General features: G+C 71.2%; 17 protein-coding genes and 1 tRNA gene. 10 read left to right on the top strand and 8 right to left on the bottom strand.

Annotated features, from left to right (window positions below; all coding sequences use genetic code 11):
• Positions 1-12: 12 nt before the first annotated feature.
• Positions 13-228: a hypothetical protein gene (locus P3F85_RS07445; protein WP_374010602.1), complete on the bottom strand. Its 216-nt coding sequence runs from the start codon at positions 226-228 to the stop codon at positions 13-15.
• Positions 229-392: 164 nt separating this feature from the next.
• On the opposite strand from P3F85_RS07445, the gene P3F85_RS07440 reads away from it, so the two are divergent.
• Positions 393-704: an SHOCT domain-containing protein gene (locus tag P3F85_RS07440; protein WP_374010601.1), complete on the top strand. Its 312-nt coding sequence runs from the start codon at positions 393-395 to the stop codon at positions 702-704.
• A 106-nt stretch (positions 705-810) separates the two neighbouring features.
• Positions 811-1689, top strand: a complete 879-nt coding sequence (locus P3F85_RS07435; protein ID WP_374010600.1) for a sensor histidine kinase — start codon at positions 811-813, stop codon at positions 1687-1689.
• 27 nt (positions 1690-1716) lie between these two features.
• On the opposite strand, the gene def is transcribed toward P3F85_RS07435, so the two are convergent.
• Positions 1717-2283: a peptide deformylase gene (def, locus tag P3F85_RS07430; RefSeq protein ID WP_374010599.1), complete on the bottom strand. Its 567-nt coding sequence runs from the start codon at positions 2281-2283 to the stop codon at positions 1717-1719.
• 40 nt (positions 2284-2323) lie between these two features.
• Between def and P3F85_RS07425 the strand changes: the two genes are divergently transcribed.
• The 3 genes from P3F85_RS07425 to P3F85_RS07415 all read left to right on the top strand — a co-directional run bounded on the left by P3F85_RS07425 (position 2324) and on the right by P3F85_RS07415 (position 4731).
• The gene (locus P3F85_RS07425; protein ID WP_374010598.1) at positions 2324-3289 is read left to right on the top strand and encodes a multidrug DMT transporter permease; all 966 of its coding nucleotides are present in this window, start codon (positions 2324-2326) and stop codon (positions 3287-3289) included.
• A 95-nt stretch (positions 3290-3384) separates the two neighbouring features.
• Positions 3385-4638 carry a glycosyltransferase gene (locus P3F85_RS07420; RefSeq protein WP_374010597.1) on the top strand — a complete coding sequence of 418 codons (1254 nt, stop codon included), beginning with the start codon at positions 3385-3387 and terminating at the stop codon, positions 4636-4638.
• Between the two features lie 19 nt (positions 4639-4657).
• A tRNA-Ile gene (locus P3F85_RS07415) sits at positions 4658-4731 on the top strand.
• Between the two features lie 114 nt (positions 4732-4845).
• Here the strand turns inward: P3F85_RS07415 and P3F85_RS07410 are convergent.
• A complete protein-coding gene (locus P3F85_RS07410) occupies positions 4846-5097 on the bottom strand; it encodes a hypothetical protein (protein ID WP_374010596.1) in 252 nt (83 codons plus the stop codon).
• On the opposite strand from P3F85_RS07410, the gene P3F85_RS07405 reads away from it, so the two are divergent.
• The 3 genes from P3F85_RS07405 (at position 5096) to P3F85_RS07395 (ending at position 6930) form a co-directional block, all read left to right on the top strand.
• Positions 5096-5242, top strand: coding sequence for a hypothetical protein (locus tag P3F85_RS07405; protein WP_374010595.1), 147 nt, complete (start codon positions 5096-5098; stop codon positions 5240-5242). The two genes, P3F85_RS07410 and P3F85_RS07405, sit on opposite strands and share 2 nt — an antisense overlap.
• 398 nt (positions 5243-5640) lie before the next feature.
• Positions 5641-6174: a hypothetical protein gene (locus P3F85_RS07400; RefSeq protein WP_374010594.1), complete on the top strand. Its 534-nt coding sequence runs from the start codon at positions 5641-5643 to the stop codon at positions 6172-6174.
• A gap of 126 nt (positions 6175-6300) precedes the next feature.
• On the top strand, positions 6301-6930 hold the full coding sequence (locus tag P3F85_RS07395) for a hypothetical protein (protein WP_374010593.1): 630 nt from the start codon (positions 6301-6303) through the stop codon (positions 6928-6930).
• Positions 6931-6970: 40 nt separating this feature from the next.
• On the opposite strand, the gene P3F85_RS07390 is transcribed toward P3F85_RS07395, so the two are convergent.
• The 4 genes from P3F85_RS07390 to P3F85_RS07375 form a co-directional block, all read right to left on the bottom strand.
• Positions 6971-8275, bottom strand: coding sequence for a M1 family metallopeptidase (locus P3F85_RS07390; protein ID WP_374010592.1), 1305 nt, complete (start codon positions 8273-8275; stop codon positions 6971-6973).
• A complete protein-coding gene (locus P3F85_RS07385; RefSeq protein WP_374010591.1) occupies positions 8272-12222 on the bottom strand; it encodes a Pls/PosA family non-ribosomal peptide synthetase in 3951 nt (1316 codons plus the stop codon). The genes P3F85_RS07390 and P3F85_RS07385 overlap by 4 nt, the downstream gene beginning before the upstream one ends.
• 66 nt (positions 12223-12288) lie before the next feature.
• Positions 12289-12651 (bottom strand): hypothetical protein, encoded by a 363-nt coding sequence (locus P3F85_RS07380; RefSeq protein ID WP_374010590.1) that lies wholly within the window; start codon positions 12649-12651, stop codon positions 12289-12291.
• Between the two features lie 64 nt (positions 12652-12715).
• A complete protein-coding gene (locus P3F85_RS07375) occupies positions 12716-13195 on the bottom strand; it encodes an NUDIX domain-containing protein (RefSeq protein WP_374010589.1) in 480 nt (159 codons plus the stop codon).
• A gap of 76 nt (positions 13196-13271) precedes the next feature.
• Between P3F85_RS07375 and P3F85_RS07370 the strand changes: the two genes are divergently transcribed.
• Positions 13272-13730: an NUDIX domain-containing protein gene (locus P3F85_RS07370; protein ID WP_374010588.1), complete on the top strand. Its 459-nt coding sequence runs from the start codon at positions 13272-13274 to the stop codon at positions 13728-13730.
• Positions 13731-13755: 25 nt separating this feature from the next.
• On the opposite strand, the gene P3F85_RS07365 is transcribed toward P3F85_RS07370, so the two are convergent.
• Entirely contained in the window at positions 13756-14091 is a 336-nt protein-coding gene (locus P3F85_RS07365; RefSeq protein WP_374010587.1) for a hypothetical protein, read from the bottom strand.
• 140 nt (positions 14092-14231) lie between these two features.
• Here P3F85_RS07365 and P3F85_RS07360 point away from each other — a divergent pair, with 140 nt between their 5' ends.
• Entirely contained in the window at positions 14232-15932 is a 1701-nt protein-coding gene (locus tag P3F85_RS07360) for a bifunctional 3'-5' exonuclease/DNA polymerase (protein ID WP_374010893.1), read from the top strand.
• Positions 15933-15979 lie beyond the last annotated feature (47 nt).

Here is a 15979-nt window from a genome sequence, read left to right as displayed (position 1 = left end):
CGTCCGGGCGGCTCACGGGTTGTGTTCGGCGTCGAAGCCGCCGTCATCGCGCGGCGCCTGGTCGAAGAGGTGTCCGAAGCTCGGGCCGCCGAAGGCCGTCAGGCCGGCCTCGCGCTCCAGCGAGGCGCGATCCTCCGCCTCGTCGTTCTCGTACGCGGTCAAGGTGTCGTCCGGGTCGCCGCCGCCGTCGTCGTTCCGGGCGTCGTGCCGTCCGTCGTCGTGCTCCATGCGGGAATGGTACGTCCGCCGGGCGGTGCTCCGACAGAGGGATTCCGTGCTCTTGGCGGAGTAGGGCAGAACGCTCCCGGCGGCGGATTCGCGCCAGCGGTGATCGGACGAGGCTGACAGTGTCGTCCGCGAACAGCGCGGACCCCTCACCGATTGGACACATCATGCTCAGCTCACTGGCAACCGCCGTCGCGGCAGCGCCCTGCTACGTCGGCTACGGGCCTCCCTTCGTCGGCTGGTGGTGGATTTTCATCCCGATCTTCTGGATCCTCGTGTTCGTCCTCATCTTCGGGTTCGCCGGGCGTCGCTGGCGCCGGGCTGCCGCCGAGCGCGGCGGCTACAACGGCTGGGGTCCGCACGGGGCGACCCGCTCGGCCGAGCAGACGCTCGCGCAGCGGTACGCGAACGGCGACATCACCGAGCAGGAGTATCGCGCCCGGCTGGAGGTGCTGCGCGCCAACCGCGACTCCGCCTGAGCTCTCCGCCACCACCCCTGCAGCGGCGGTCACGCCGCGTATGCGCCGCGCGCGGCCCGGTAGGATCGACCGGGCCGCGCGCCGCGTGCGGCAGGAAGGACGGAGGATGGACGTCATTGCTCCCGTGGCCGCCGTCGCCGCCCTCGCTGCAGCTCTCGTGTTCCTGGCCCTGTGGCTGTGGGAGCGTACGCGCCGCATCCGCCTGCGCGACACCCGCCAGGAGTCCGAGTGGGACCGCATCGACCGCGAGCTCGACCTCGCCGAGCAGGCCGGTCGCTTCCGGATCATCGGCGACCTCGGTGACGTCGCCATCCAGTCGGTTTCCCGGCTCGTGTCGCAGGCCGAGGGTGTCCGCTATACGGCCGATGCCGATCCCGCGTCCGCCGCCCGCTCCGTCGGGGCTCTCGAGACGGCCGCGCGCGATGCCCTCGGCGATCTGCGGCGACTGCAGGCCGTCGCTCGCGAAGCCCAGGACGCCTCCCTCCCGCAGCCGAGTCTGCATTCGGCACGCGACCTGTTCCGGGTGCTCCGGGATGCGGGACTCGCCGTGACGTTCACCGAGAACGGGGACCGCTTCGAGCTCCGCCAGGGTGCGGAGCTCGCGGTGTTCCGCATCCTGCAGACGAGCCTCGAGAACGCCCTCAAGCACGGTGGGCCGGGCACGAACGCGTCGGTCGCGTTCTCGTGGACGGCCGACGGGCTCCAGGTGAGCGTGGAAGACGATGGGATCCGCGCCGCGGCCCGCCGGATCGGCCTCGACAGAGACGGTGTCGACCAGGCCACCGCGTACACGATCTCGGACGACGTGCGGGCGCTGACCGAGTACTACGAGGGCGCCGGCATCATCGAGATGCGAGAGCGCGCGGCCCTGTTCGGCGGGACGCTGAACGCCCGGACCATCCCGGGAATCGGCTTCACGCTATCGGTCGTCTTCCCCGCGCTGCGGCACCACAACGGTGTGCACGGCGTCGACCTGCGGCGCTGACCTCTGCACGGTCGGGTCGGCGGGCCCTCAGTCCTCCAGGTGGTCGCGGCCGGGAAGCCAGCTGAGCCCCGGGACGCCCCAGCTGTTCTTGCGCTGCGCCTTCTGCGCGGCCTTCCCGAACGGGTGCGTGAGGCGGTCCACATAGAGGACGCCGTCGAGGTGGTCGTACTCGTGCTGGAAGATGCGGGCCAGCCAGCCCTCGGCGCGGATCTCGTACGGCTCGCCGTCGATATCGGTCGCCTGCAGGATCGCGCGCTCCGCACGGCGCAGCGGGAACCGCTCTCCCGGGAACGACAGGCAGCCTTCCGACTCCTCCTCCTCGTCGAGGTCGTCGACGGTGAGCGGGCTCAGCCACAGGGTCGGATTGATCGCGACTCCCCGGTGCTTCACATCGTCGTCGTCGGTCCAGCCGTAGACGAAGAGGCGGAGCGGGACGCCGACCTGCGGGCCGGCGAGGCCGACGCCCGGAGCTTCGTCCATCGTCTCGAACATGTCGGCGACCAGGGCCCGCAGTTCATCGTCGATCTCTTCGACGGGACGAGCGGGGGAGTGCAGCACGGGGTCACCGGAGATCCGGATGGGGAGGACGGCCATTCAGCAAGACTATCCGGATCATTCCCGGTAGGGTCGTGGGGTGGGTACGGAACTGATGGACGCTTTCGACCTCTCCTATCAGCCCAGCCAGCTCCTGGGCATCCCGGTCGCGCTCGTCGGAGCCTGCTTCCTGTCGGTCGGTGCGCAGCTGCAGCACCACGGCGTGACGAAGGTGGAAGCCACGGCGGGCCACGCGGAGAGCGGGCTGAGCGTCCGTCAACTGGGCCTGCTGCTCGCCCGCCCCTCCTGGGTGATCGGGACGCTGCTGCTCGGACTGGCCATCGTCTTCCAGCTCGTGAGCCTGAAGCTGTCGCCGATCATCCTCGTTCAGCCGCTCGGCGTCGTCGGGCTCGTCATCACCAGCATCCTGAACGCGCGCGTCAGCGGTGTGAAGCTCAACCATCAGTCGGTCATCGCCGTGACGCTCTGCGTCAGCGGCGTCGGCGCGTTCGTGCTGCTGGCAGCGGTGTTCGCACGCGACCTGCCGGTGACCGCGCGCGCCCTCATCGTCATCCTCATCATCCTCGCGGTCGTCCTGATCGCCTTCGGGGTGCTGTTCGCGTTCCTGCGGCACCGGTTCAAGGCGATCATGTACATCGTCGGCGCCGGCGTGCTCTACGGCTTCGTGGCCACGCTGGCGAAGGTCGCCATCGAGCGCATCTCCCTCAACCAGTGGGACTGGCTGCTGGTCGCCTGCATCGTGGCGCTGCTGCTGGCGGCAGTGCTCGGCGCGTACTTCGTGCAGAACGCGTACTCGTCCGGGCCGCCCGATCTCGTCATCGCGGGGCTCACCGTCATCGACCCGCTGGTCGCCGTGACCATCGGCATCGTGGTGCTCAACGAGGCCGCCGGTGCCCCGTGGTGGGCCATGGTCGGGTTCGCGCTGACCGGCGCCGTCGCGATCTTCGGCGTCTTCCAGCTCGCCAAGTACCACCCGCAGTCGTCGACGGACGCGCCGGTTGCGGACCGCATTGCCGACGTAGCAAGCGAAAGCCGCCTAGACTAAGCCGTTGAATCGACCGGGCGCACACCTGCCCGGTACCGCGAACGCCCTCGCCGCCTTTCGCCATCCGACGACCACGACCGTAGGGAACGAACCACGTGCCTGATACGAGCGGACCGCATACCACCCCGCCCGCCCCGGCAGCCAAGAAGCCGCTGACCATCGTCATGGGCTGCGACACGTTCGCCCCCGATGTGAACGGCGCCGCCCGCTTCGCCGAGCGTCTCGCCGCCGGCCTGGTGCAGCGCGGCCACGACGTCCACATCGTCGCGCCGGCGGCCAGCCGCGTGCACGGCACGTGGACGGAGGAGCACGAGGGCAGCACGATGACGGCCCACCGCCTCCGCAGCTGGCGCTGGTACCCGCACGACTGGCTGCGGTTCGCGCTCCCGTGGACGAGCAAGGCCAACGCGCGCCGCATCCTCGACTCGGTGAAGCCGGATGTGGTCCACTTCCAGTCGCACATCGTCGTCGGCCGCGGGCTCGCCGCCGAGGCGCAGAAACGCGGCATCCGCATCGTCGCCACGAACCACGTGATGCCCGAGAACATCGTCGAGTTCACGCTCCTCCCCAAGTTCCTGCGGAAGACCTTCGTCAAGCTGGCCTGGGCGGACGCCCGCAAGAGCTTCGACCGCGCGGAGTCGATCACGACGCCGACCCGCAAGGCGGCCGAGTTCCTCGAATCCGCCATCGGCATGCGCAACATCCACGCCGTCTCCTGCGGCATCGAAGCGCAGAACTACACCCCCGACTTCACGCCGCGCACCGGCAACACCATCCTGTTCGTCGGCCGCATCACGGGCGAGAAGCACATCGACGTGCTGCTCAACGCCATGAAGATCCTGCCGGAGAACCTGGATGCGCGCCTGCAGATCGTCGGCGGCGGCGACCAGTTCAAGAACCTCCAGGCCATGGCGGAGACCCTCGGTATCGCCGACCGCGTCGACTTCCTCGGCTACGTCAGCGACGAGGAGCTGCGCCAGGCCTACACGCGCGCGACCGTCTTCGCCATGCCGTCGATCGCGGAGCTGCAGTCGATCGCGACGATGGAGGCCATGGCGTCCGGACTTCCGGTCGTCGCCGCCGACGCCATGGCACTCCCGCACCTCGTGCACGACGGCGAGAACGGTCACCTGTTCCGGCCCGGTGATGCGCAGGACCTGGCGGACAAGCTGGAGAGCATCCTCACCCTGCCGCAGGACGAGCTGGATGTGCTCAAACGGGGTTCGCTCCGCATCGTCTCCGCTCACGACATCCAGACCACGATCAGCACTTTCGAAAGCCTGTATCGTGGTGAGCCGGTGGCCGACCCGGTGACGGACGCGGCCCCCAGCGTGCCCGCTCCGGAGTGACCGGATCGGACGCACGATCGGGGCGGTAGCTCAGCTGGTCAGAGCAGGGAACTCATAATTCCTCGGTCACGGGTTCAAGTCCCGTCCGCCCTACTTCCGCGTGAACACGGGATTGCAAGGCTTTGTGCCTCGACCGGTGCCAGACGAGGAGAAGCCCCCGATCCCGTTGACCACGGGTCGGAGGCTTCTCTTCCTGCTTGACGGGGCCTATCTCCGGGCGTACCGTCCGCTGTTTCGTCGGCGATCTTTGACAGCCACCACCAACATGAAGACGCCGAAGAATTCCGCATTGCCTGTCATGACAAACGGCCAGCAGTTTGGTGAGGATGGGTCGAGGGACGCTAACCCGTAGGCGAGATAGACGCAGCCCACGCCGCACCACAACAACCCATTCCACAGCGCAGGCTTGCCAACGAACAAGCGCACCCACCGCGGGAAGTCACGCTCGATCTCTTGCATGAGCGTGAACTCCTTTACCCGCGGCAAGCGCGACCGCCTGGATCGCCGCAACAGCGTCCGTCGCATTGACTTCACCGTCATTCGCAGATGCGAAGCCGGTAAGGCCGGCGGCGATAATGCCGCCGCAGACGAGCAAAGCGGCTGACATCGTTACACGAGAGTTCCGCATGGAATCCCTTTCGTTCGTCATCGAACTCGCGGACCAGTTGCTCCTCACCCGCACGGCGGAAGGTGCATCGTCCGCGACCGGACGGATATCCCGTCAATCAGGTAGACGGGGCTGGGCGCCGATCGTGACGTGATTCTCGGCGCGGAAGTCTTCGCGTCTACCGGGCGAGCGCTCGCAGCATCGGGGCGGGCGCGGTGACAGCGGCGCACGCCAGCGCTGGCATTTGAGCGGTGAACGTGCCGTTTTGGAACAGCACGTCCTTCAAGGAGGTGAGCGCCGACCCGGGCTAGGGGGAGGCGCATCCGGCACTGCAGGGTTCGAAAAACACTTCAATCCCCTAGCTATTCCGCACCGCGGGGGTACCGTGACGCGTCATGAATACAACTGGATGGATCATCCTGATCGTCGTCGTGGTGGTCGTCATCATCGTGATCGCCGTCGTGGCCGCAACCGTCGGCCGTAACCGGAAGCGCGAGGCCGACCGGCGGCGCGCGGAGGAGATGCGGCAGAGCGCCGCTCAGACCGAATTGGATGCGCGCGAGCGCGAGGCGAAGGCCGCCCGCGCCGCCGCCGATGCGAAGCAGGCGGAGGTCGACGCAGAGCGGCTGAAGCAGGAGGCCGCGGAGCGCGAGTCCTCCGCTGCCCAGGCACGCGCCGAGTCGGAAGAGGCGATGCGCAAGGCCGACCGTGTCGACCCGGACGTCCGCACGGACCGTCAGGGCAACCGTGTCGACGACGGCACTCGTCGCGAGGCGGAGAGCCGGGAGGCCGCTGCGGCAGGAACCGCTGCTCCCGAGGCGCCCCCGGCTGCTGCACCGGCTGCTGCACCGGTGGACGACCCGGCCCGTCACACGGCACGCCACGAGGCTCCGCGCTTCGACGACGGCAGCGACCGCTCGGTGCGCTGACCGCCTCCCTCCGCTGAAGCCGCGAGCGCCGACGGACCGCCCGATGGGCCGCCGGCGCTCGCTTTCGCGTGGGCCCGGGACACCGGGCTAGCATCGGTGGGTCGGAGCGCACGGACGGAGGATGGGATGCTCGCCTTCGTGGTCGTGGCGCACGACTCGGTCGGGCGTGAGGTCTCGGAACGGGAGGTCGTGGCGCGACTGTCGCCGAGCGATCGAGCACGGCTGGCTTCGTTGGCCGACGACCCGGCCGGTGCGGCCCGCTTCCTCGCTGGGCGCGCCGCCCTGTTCACGGCAGCGGAACGTCTCGGCGAGGCGGACATCCATATCGACGCGCGCTGCCCGGACTGCGGCCTGGCCCACGGCCGTCCACGTGCGGAGGCCGCGGGAGCGCCCGTGCACCTCGCTCTCGCGCACGCTGGCGCGAGTGCGTTCGCCGTCGCCGCACGCGCGCCGGTCGGTATCGACGCGGAGCCTCTGACGGTCGACGCCGACCGCCTCGCTGCGATCGACGACCTCGCGCCGGGACGCGGCGACCCCCTCCGCCGCTGGACGGCGATCGAGGCGGTGCTCAAGGCCGACGGCCGCGGGCTCCGGCTCGCGCCGGACACCGTCCGCGTCGGCCTCCGCAGCGCGCGCCTCGATGGCGTCCGCTACGGCGTCACGACCTCACGCGCGGCCGACTGCGTCGTCACCGTGGCCGAACGCCATCCACTCCCCGGCGAGGTGCACGTTGTGGCGGCTATTCGGCGCCGATAGTCGCCACAACGCGCACCTCGGCTAATCGAGCGACGGCCGCTCAGCGGGTGAGCGACGGGAGGCGCATCTGCCGCAGCCAGGCGTCGAAGAAGTCGTCGAGCGGGCCGTCCGCGTACCGTGCGGCCAGGGCCTCGAAGTCGGCGCTGGTCACCGTCCCGAACCGATGCGTCCGCGTCCACTCGCGCAGCAGGCGGAAGAACCGCTCATCGCCGGCCCGGAGGCGCAGCGCATGCAGCAGGCACGCCCCGCGCTTGTAGACCCGGTCGTCGAACATGCTGTCCGGCCCCGGGTCGCCGAGCAGGAGGTCCTTCGGCGCCAGTCGCAGAGCCGCGTGATGCGCCCGCGCGTGCGCGTTCGCCGACAGCCCGCCGGATGCCTCCGACCACAGCCACTCGGCGTAGCACGCGAAGCCTTCGTTCAGCCAGATGTCGCGCCAGGAGGCGAGGCCCACACTGTTGCCGAACCACTGGTGCGCCAGCTCGTGCGCGATCAAACGCTCGGAGCCGCCGCGACCGTCGATGTGGGTGGAACCGAACGTCGCCATCGCCTGCGACTCGAGCGGGATCTCCAGCGGATCCTCCGTCACGACGACCGTGTACGACGGGAACGGGTACGGCCCGAACCGCTGCTGGAAGCTCTCCAGCATCCGGCTGACCGGCTCGAAGTCGTGGAGAACGCGGCGGGCGAGTGCGGGCGGATAGGCGATCACCCACTCCACTCCGTCCGTCAGACGGCGTTCGAGCGTGTACCGGCCGATCTGCACTGCGGCGAGGTAGGTCGACGTCGGCTCCGGGCGCTCGAAGGTCCAGGTGCCGCGTCCGCCCGCGATGCTGTGGCTGACCGGCTCGCCCGTCGCGAGGACGGTGTAGGCCTGCTCGGTCGTGACACGGAGGCGGTAGGCGGCCTTGTCCGCCGGCCGGTCGTTGCACGGGAACCAGGTGGGCGCTCCTGACGGCTGGGACGCGACGATGGCGCCGTCGGTCAGCTCCTCCCACCCCAGCGTGCCCCAGCGGGTGCGGCGCGGCAGCGGTGAGCCGTCGTACGCCACCTCGACCGTGAACTCGGTGCCCGCCGGGATCGGCGCAGCCGGCACGATTCGGAGGTGCGTCGGCGACTGGGTGAAACGGACGCGCTTCTCGCCGTCGACCCGCACGCGCTTCGCCCGAAGATGCACCAGGTCCAGCACGATGGCGGTGAGGGGGAGGGATGCGCGCGCGCGGATCACGGCGGTGGCATCCAGCCGATTGGTCGCGACCCGGTAGTTCAGGTCGAGGTCGTAGCTCAGCACCGCGTAGTCCGCGGTGCCCGACCGGGGGAGGTAGGAGTGCGGTACCGCGTCCGTCATCCGCCGACCCGCGCCCGGTACTCGCGCACGACCACCTCGCGCCATGGTCCGATCGGGTTGCCGCTCCAGCGGCTACCCGCGGGCACCGTCTCGCCCCGCATCACCAGCGACGCGGGACCGACGGTCGCCTCCGCTCCGATGTCGGCCGCGGGCAGGATGACGCTGTGCGGGCCGAGCGTGCCGCCGCGCTCGATCGTGACCTGGTCCATGCTCATGATTCGATCATGGAACAAGTGCGTCTGCACAACGCAGCCCCGGTTGACCGTGGATGCGTCGCCCAGGGTGACCAGGTCGGCCTCCGGCAGCCAGTAGCTGTCGATCCACACGCCGGTGCCGATCCGTGCACCGAGGCTGCGCAGCCACCACACCAGCGCGGGCGTTCCGACCGCGGCCCACGCGAACCAGGGTGCGGCCACCATCTCGGTGAACGTGTCCGAGACCTCACTGCGCCAGATGAAGGACGACCAGAGCGGATGCTCACCGGGCCGCAGCCTCCCGAGCAGCACCCACTTCGCCGCCGTGCTCACCGCCGCGGCGATCGCACCTGCGACCAGCAGGACCGGCCCGCCGAGCACGACCGCCCACACCGGCCCCCAGGCGTCGAGGACGGCACCCAGGGCGAGGAGGACCGCCAGACCGATGGCGCACGTGACGAACACGGGCACGATGCGCAGCAGCTCCCAGGCGGTCCTGGCGACCCGCAACGCCGTTGGCGGTTCGAACGTACGCGAGAGGTCCGCATCCTGAGCCTGTCGCCGCAGCCGCACGGGAGGGGATCCCAGCCACGAGGAGCCGGCCTTCGCCTTCCGCGGGGCGAACGAGAGCACGGCCACGAGACCATCGCGCGGCACCCGGTTGCCCGCCCCGGCCATCCCCGAGTTGCCGAGGAACGCGCGAGCCCCGATGTCGACGTTGGCGATGCGCACGTAGCCTCCGCCCAGCTCATAGGACGCGACGAGCGTGTCGTCGGCGAGGAAGGCGCCGTCGCGGATGCGCGTCATCCGGGGGAGGAGGAGCACGGTCGACGCCTCCACGTCTCTGCCGACGCGCGCCCCCAGCATCCGCAGCCACACCGGCGTGAACAGGCTCGAGTACAGCGGGAAAAGGATGGTGCGGGCGAGGTCGAGGAGGCGTTCGGTCGACCAGGCCTGCCAGCCGACCCGGCTCCGCACCGGGTAGACGCCCTCGCGCATCCCGACGCCGAGCAGCCGCACGAAGACGACGACCAGTGCAGCGAGGACGACACCGGCCGCCAGCGTCCCGGGCACCAGACCGGCCGCGGCGCCCGCTACGACGTCCTGCCAGCCGTCGGCGCCGCGCACGAACGCCGCGACGACGGCCGCCCCGACCGCGAGCGAGACCACGGGTACGAGGGAGACCACCAGGGACGCCAGCCCGTACGCCGCAACCCAGCGGGTGCGCCGCGGCGGCCGCTCCTCCGGCCACCAGTCGTGCACGCGGCCGACGCGGACCGCGGGGGAGCCGGACCAGTTCTGCCCGGCCGGCACCCGCCCGAAGACGGCGGAGCCGGGGGCGACGGTCGCGTTGCGGCCGATCTTGGTGCCCGGCATGAGTGAGCTGCGGGCGCCGACGGCGCTGCCCGCGCCGATCCGGATCTCGCCGATGCGCACGACGTCGCCGTCGATCCAGTAGCCCGCGAGGTCGACCTCCGGTTCGATGGAGGCGCCCGCGCCGATCCGCAGCATCCCGGTGACGGGCGGGAGCGTGTGCAGATCCACTCCGCGGTCGATCGTCGCGCCGAGCGCGCGGGCGTAGTACAGGATCCACGGTGCCCCGGCCAGGCTCGCAGCACCGATCTGATGTGCGACCTGCTCCGCCAGCCACAGCCGCAGGTGCACGCCTCCGCCACGGGGATGGTCGCCCGCCTTCACCCCGAGGAGCAGGAGGCGTGCGGCAACCACCGCGATCGCCATGCGGCCCCACGGCGTCACGAACACGAGGAGTCCGACCAGCAGCCAGACCGGGTCGACCACCGGCAGCAGGTCGAAGCCGCCGAGCGGGCGCAGGAGCAGCGACGCCGTCAGCAGGTAGAGCAGCCACCGGATTCCGCCCAGGATGAAGAGCGGAACGCCGAGCACGGTCTGCAGGGCGCGCATCCGGAACGGCGTCGGCGGCACGACGTGGGTGGACGCGGCCGTGGACGACGGCGAACTCTCGGCCAGCGCTTGCGCCATCGCGCCGAACCGGGGTGTCGCGTAGATGTCGGCGACCGTGATGTCGGGGTGCCGGCGGCGGATCAGCGAGACGAGCTGCGCCGCAGCGAGCGACCCGCCGCCGAGGTCGAAGAAGTTGTCGTCGGGTGCGGTGACGGGCAGCCCGAGGACGCTCCGCCAGTCCGCGGCGAGGGCCTGGGCGACCGGATCGTCGGTCACCGCGCCGCCGCCGCTGCCGTCCGCATCCTCCAGGGGCCACGGGAGGGCCGCACGGTCGACCTTGCCGGACGTGCGGGCCGGGAGCTCGTCCACCACCGCCAGGAGGGGCACCAGCGCCGCCGGCAGCGTCTCGCGGAGGTGCGCCAGAGACGCACTCCTGTCGAACGCGTCGGGCTCGGGCACCGCCAGATACCCGACGAGGATGTCGTTGCCCGCGGAGGAGCGGCGCACCGCGGCGGCCGCTCCCGAGACGCCAGGGAGGTCCTGCAGGGCGGCCTCCACCTCGCCCAGCTCGATGCGTCGTCCACCGACCTTCACCTGGTCGTCCGCGCGACCGACGTAGAACAGCCCCTGCGGGTCGAAGCGGACCACGTCTCCGCTACGGTAGGCGCGCTCCCAGCCGAGCGTCGGCATCGGCGCGTACTTCTCGGCGTCCTTCGCCGGGTCGAGGTAGCGGGCCAGTCCGACGCCGCCGATCACGAGTTCGCCGCTCTCGCCGTCCGCGACCGGGCGCCCCTCCGCATCCACCACCGCCAGGTCCCACCCGTCGAGCGGGAGGCCGATGCGCACCGGTTCTCCGGCCGTGAGCGGCGCGGCGCAGGCGACGACGGTGGCCTCGGTCGGTCCGTACGTGTTCCAGACCTCGCGGCCCGGGACGGCGAGCCGGCTCACGAGCTCGGGCGGGCACGCCTCGCCGCCGAAGATGAGCAGGCGCACGTTGTCGAGCGCCTCCACCGGCCACAGTGCGGCCAGCGTCGGGACGGTGGAGACGACGGTGATGCGGCGGGCCGAGAGCCAGGGTCCGAGATCCATGCCCGTGCGGACGAGCGATCGTGGCGCGGGCACGAGGCATGCGCCGTGACCCCAGGCGAGCCACATCTCCTCGCAGGAGGCATCGAACGCGACCGAGAGGCCGGCGAGCACGCGATCCTGCGGGCCGATGGGCTCGTCCTGGAGGAAGATCCGCGACTCCGCGTCGACGAAGGCGGCTGCCGCCCGGTGGTGCACCGCGACGCCCTTCGGCGTGCCGGTCGACCCCGACGTGAAGATGATCCACGCGTCGTCTTCCGGCGTCGGAGGCCCGACCACAGGGAGCGCGGCGGTGCTGGGATGCGGCGCCCGGGCGGCGAAGACGGGTCGCGCCGCCGATTCGTCGGCGAGCACCAGCCCCGCGTCGGTCAGGACACCCCGCACGCGCGCTTCGCCGAAGACGAGGTCCGCACGTTCCTCGGGGTCGTCCGCATCCACCGGAACGTAGGCCGCTCCCGCCGCGAGCACGCTCAGGATGGCGAGGTAGAGGTCCCGCGTTCCTGACGACATCCGCACGCCCACCCGGTCACCCTGTCGCACGCCGTTCTCGCGCAGCCGTGCGGCCGCGGCGCCCACCTGGGCCAGCAGCTCGCGGTAGCTCAGCGCGCCTGCCGCGTCCTCGAGCGCGGAGGCGTCCGGGTAGCGGCGCGCCGACTCGGTGAGGATGTCGACCAGCGTGCGTGCCGGAGGTGCTGCCTGGGCGCGCAGCAGCAGGCCGGCGTGGACTTCGGGGGCGTCGGGCACGAGGGCACGCTAGGGGCGGCGGGTTAAGCGCCGGTGAACGGCGGTCCCGGTGGTGTCGGCCGCCGGTCAGCCCTCGCCGAGCACGTGCAGGAGCTGGGCCTTGTTCATCCGGGAATAGCCCTGGATTCCGCGGGCCTTCGCCCGGTCGCGCAACTCGCGGAAGGTGGGGATGCCGGTGCTCGACGCGGGCGCCGCGACGTGCTCCGCCACCGACTTCGCGGACGCGCGCGCCTGGTCCGCGGTCTTCTTCGACCGGTGCACCGCCTTCTGCGCATCTTTGGCGGCCTGTGCGAGCCGGTCCTTCAGGTCCTCCGCCTCGCGCCGGGTCTTCTTGTCCAGCTTCTTGACGGCCTTCTCGGCTTCGCCCACGGCGACGCGTGCAGCATCCAGCGCCTTCTCGGCGGCCTTCTCGGCCTTGTTCTTCGCCACGAGTTCCTCCTGCGGATCACGCCATCGTTGGGGCCCACCATACGGGGGCTGGAGGCTGTGCGCGCTAGGCGATTTCTGCGTCCTCCGCCAGACGCGCGATCAGCGCGTCCAGAATGGGCCGCTGCGCCTTCGTGAGCTTCCGCCGCGCCTGCTCCACCGGGAACCAGCGCGCGTCATCCACCTCGGGGAACTGCTGCATCCGGCCGGAGCGCGGGGGCCACTCCAGCTCGAAGGTGTTGCTGCGGATCGCTTCGGGTTCGAACTCGCTCTGCGCGGCGAAGACGACGATGGTCTTGCCGGACCCGCGGAACTCGCCCAACGGGACGTAGTCGGCATGCGGAGCCGGAGTCCCGATCTCCTCGGCGAACTCGCGCCGAGCGGCGGCCAGCTCGTCGCCGAGGTCGGACTCCTCCGCGATCCCCTTGGGGAGCGACCACGCCGCCTCGTCCTTCCGCGCCCAGAACGGGCCGCCCATGTGGGCAATCCACACCTCCACCTCGGAGCGGCGGCGGTAGAGGAGGAGGGCGGCGCTGCGAACGGGCATGAGGACAGCCTCCCACCGTGCGTCCACGTATGACAGGTCGTCGGGATGCCGGCCCCGGCGCGACTAACGTGGAGACGTGGACTCGGGAGACGCGTGGGTGGAAGGGCCGGACGGCCAGCGGTTCTGGGGCCGGTTCGGCGCGGCCGGCCTGCTGGTGCACGACCCGCGTCGCGGCGTGCTGCTGCAGCACCGCGCCGACTGGAGCCACTTCGGCGGCACGTGGGGTCTGCCCGGCGGCGCGCGTCACGCGGGGGAGAGCGCCGTGGAGGGTGCCCTGCGTGAGGCGGCGGAGGAGGCGGCCGTGCCGCCCGACGCCGTCGAGGTGCTGTTCGAGAGCGTGCTCGATCTCGGCTTCTGGTCGTACACGACGGTCGTCGCCCAGACCGTGCGGTCCTTCGAGGCGCACATGGCCGACGTCGAGAGCATCGAACTGCGCTGGCTGCCGATCGCGGAGGTCGACGGGCTGCCGCTGCATCCGGGCTTCGCGGAGTCCTGGCCGGCGCTGCGGGACCGCCTGACATCCCGTCCGGAGTGACGTCCGACGCCGCTGCGCCCCTGCGTCAGGAGGCGAGACGCGGCCAGAGCAGCGAGCTCGGCACGTCGTCGCACCCGTCCGGCACACCGGAGTAGGACGCGGCCCCGGGATAGGGCGCCGCACCCGGGTACCCGGGTGCTCCCGGGTAGCCCGGGGATCCGCGGTACGGGCGTGCGCTCTCGGTGAAGAGCCGGTCGCCGCGGATCGTGCCGAGGTAGTTCCCGTCGGGCGTGACGGCGTCGTCATCCGCCCAGGGGAACCAGCCGATCCAGTCGCCATCCGGATTGAACAGGTCCCGGGACCTCGGGTCGGTCCGGAATGCTATCCACACTCCCTGACTGTCATGCAGGTATACGGTCATCGTCGATCATGCCTTTCGGGTCGGCATCGTCGTTCGATGAATTATCCTCAGGTCGCGTGACGCACGCAAGCGACGCGCCGCAGCTCGGAGGGCCGCGAGGGACGGCGACGGGTGTCGGCGGCGGCCGGGAGAATGGTGGGATGCACATCCTGCTCGAGCGCGAGGGGCGCGGCCTCGTCCGCGTGACCTGGCTGGGCGCATCCGGTGCCGTGGAGGCGAGCGGGGACAGGTCGCACGTCGTCGGACTGGATGCGCTGCCCGAGCTGCTCAGAACCGAGGAGCGCGCCGCAGAGCGGCCCCGCTGGGTGTGGGACGACACGCGCGCCTGGTACCCGGCGCTGCTGGCCGCGGGAGTCCGTGTCGAGCGCTGCGTCGACCTCCGGCTGTGCCACGCCATCCTGCGCAACTCGACGCTCAGTGCGGGCAGCGCTCTCGCGGTCGCCGAGCCGGGTCCGTGGGACGTGGCGGCCGAGCCGGTGGACGCGCCGGCTGCCGTCCACACGGCGCTGTTCGATCTGGACGAGCCTGCGCCCGCCACCGCTCCCGGCTCACGCTCGGTGCGCGCCGAGTTCGCGCTGCAGGAGGATGCCGTGGCCGGGAGCGCCGACCCCCGTCGCCTCCGGCTCCTCCTCGCGGCCGAGTCCGCCGGCGCGCTGATCGGCGTCGAGTTGCAGCACGCCGGCCTGCCGTACAGCGCGGGGCGGCACGACGAGTTGCTGACGGCGTTGCTGGGAGCCCGTCCCGCGTACGGCCGGCCGCTCGTGCTGGAGGAGCTCGCGCGCGAGATCCGCACCAACCTCGACGCTCCGGAGCTCAATCCGGACAGCCCGCCCGACCTGTTGAAAGCGCTCCAGCGTGCCGGGCTGATGGCGACCTCCACCCGCTCCTGGGAGCTGAAGAAGATCGAGCATCCCGTGATCGAACCGCTCCTGCGATACAAGAAGCTCTCCCGGTTGCTCACCGCCAACGGGTGGACCTGGCTGGACGCGTGGGTGCGCGACGGCCGCTTCCGGCCCGACTACGTTCCGGGAGGGGTCGTGACCGGCCGCTGGGCCACCCGTGGCGGCGGTGCGCTGCAGCTGCCCCGCCAGGTCCGCGGTGCGGTGCTGGCCGACCCCGGCTGGAAGCTCGTGGTCGCCGACGCGGCCCAGCTGGAGCCGCGCGTCCTCACCGGACTCTCGGGCGACCAGGCCATGGCCACCGCCGGGCGCGGCAAAGACCTCTACGAGGGAATCGTCGCCTCCGGCGCCGTCGACGAGCGCGCGCACGCGAAGGTGGCGATGCTCGGCGCGATGTACGGGGCGACGACGGGGGAGAGCGGCCGCCTGATGCCGCGGCTCACGCGCGCGTTCCCCCGGGCCATCCGGCTGGTCGAGGATGCGGCCAGGGCCGGGGAGCGCGGCGAGAAGGTGACCTCGCGCCTCGGCCGCAGCTCGCCGTTCCCCGGGCGCGTCTGGGCCGCGGCGCACGCCGCCGCCTCAGCGTCGGACTCGACCGATGCCGACGAACGCCGCGCCCGGAGCCTCTCTCGTGACTGGGGCCGCTTCACGCGCAACTTCGTCGTGCAGGCGAGCGCCGCCGAGTGGGCGCTCTGCTGGATGGCCGAGTTGCGCGACCGGCTCACCGCGCTCGCCCCGGAGGCCGCGCTCACGGAGGCGCCGCATCTCGTGTACTTCCTGCACGACGAGGTCATCGTCCACACCCCCGCCGAGCTGGCGGACGAGGTCGCCGCGGCGGTGCACGCCTCCGCCGAGCAGGCCGGCCGGCTGCTGTTCGGCGGCTTCCCGGTCGAATTCCCCGTTACCGCCGCCATCGTAGACAGCTATGCGGAGGCGAAATGACGCCCGGTGCGGAATGCCCGAGTGTCGGAGTTGGTTGTCACCGGAGA

It is taken from the genome of Leifsonia sp. T36S-04, assembly GCF_042465655.1.
GTDB lineage: Bacteria > Actinomycetota > Actinomycetes > Actinomycetales > Microbacteriaceae > Leifsonia.
Note: the sequence above shows the minus strand (reverse complement) of the source record. Positions and strands in the feature narration are given on the sequence as shown.

Excerpts from the sequence above, each read along its gene's own strand:
- P3F85_RS07405 (WP_374010595.1), top strand. The coding sequence starts at position 5,096 with ATGAGCGTGAACTCCTTTACCCGCGGCAAGCGCGACCGCCTGGATCGC.
- P3F85_RS07440 (WP_374010601.1), top strand. The coding sequence starts at position 393 with ATGCTCAGCTCACTGGCAACCGCCGTCGCGGCAGCGCCCTGCTACGTC.
- P3F85_RS07400 (WP_374010594.1), top strand. The coding sequence starts at position 5,641 with ATGAATACAACTGGATGGATCATCCTGATCGTCGTCGTGGTGGTCGTC.
- def (WP_374010599.1), bottom strand. The coding sequence starts at position 2,283 with ATGGCCGTCCTCCCCATCCGGATCTCCGGTGACCCCGTGCTGCACTCC.
- P3F85_RS07375 (WP_374010589.1), bottom strand. The coding sequence starts at position 13,195 with ATGCCCGTTCGCAGCGCCGCCCTCCTCCTCTACCGCCGCCGCTCCGAG.
- P3F85_RS07435 (WP_374010600.1), top strand. The coding sequence starts at position 811 with ATGGACGTCATTGCTCCCGTGGCCGCCGTCGCCGCCCTCGCTGCAGCT.
- P3F85_RS07395 (WP_374010593.1), top strand. The coding sequence starts at position 6,301 with ATGCTCGCCTTCGTGGTCGTGGCGCACGACTCGGTCGGGCGTGAGGTC.
- P3F85_RS07390 (WP_374010592.1), bottom strand. The coding sequence starts at position 8,275 with ATGACGGACGCGGTACCGCACTCCTACCTCCCCCGGTCGGGCACCGCG.
- P3F85_RS07360 (WP_374010893.1), top strand. The coding sequence starts at position 14,232 with ATGCACATCCTGCTCGAGCGCGAGGGGCGCGGCCTCGTCCGCGTGACC.
- P3F85_RS07365 (WP_374010587.1), bottom strand. The coding sequence starts at position 14,091 with ATGACCGTATACCTGCATGACAGTCAGGGAGTGTGGATAGCATTCCGG.
- P3F85_RS07445 (WP_374010602.1), bottom strand. The coding sequence starts at position 228 with ATGGAGCACGACGACGGACGGCACGACGCCCGGAACGACGACGGCGGC.
- P3F85_RS07410 (WP_374010596.1), bottom strand. The coding sequence starts at position 5,097 with ATGCAAGAGATCGAGCGTGACTTCCCGCGGTGGGTGCGCTTGTTCGTT.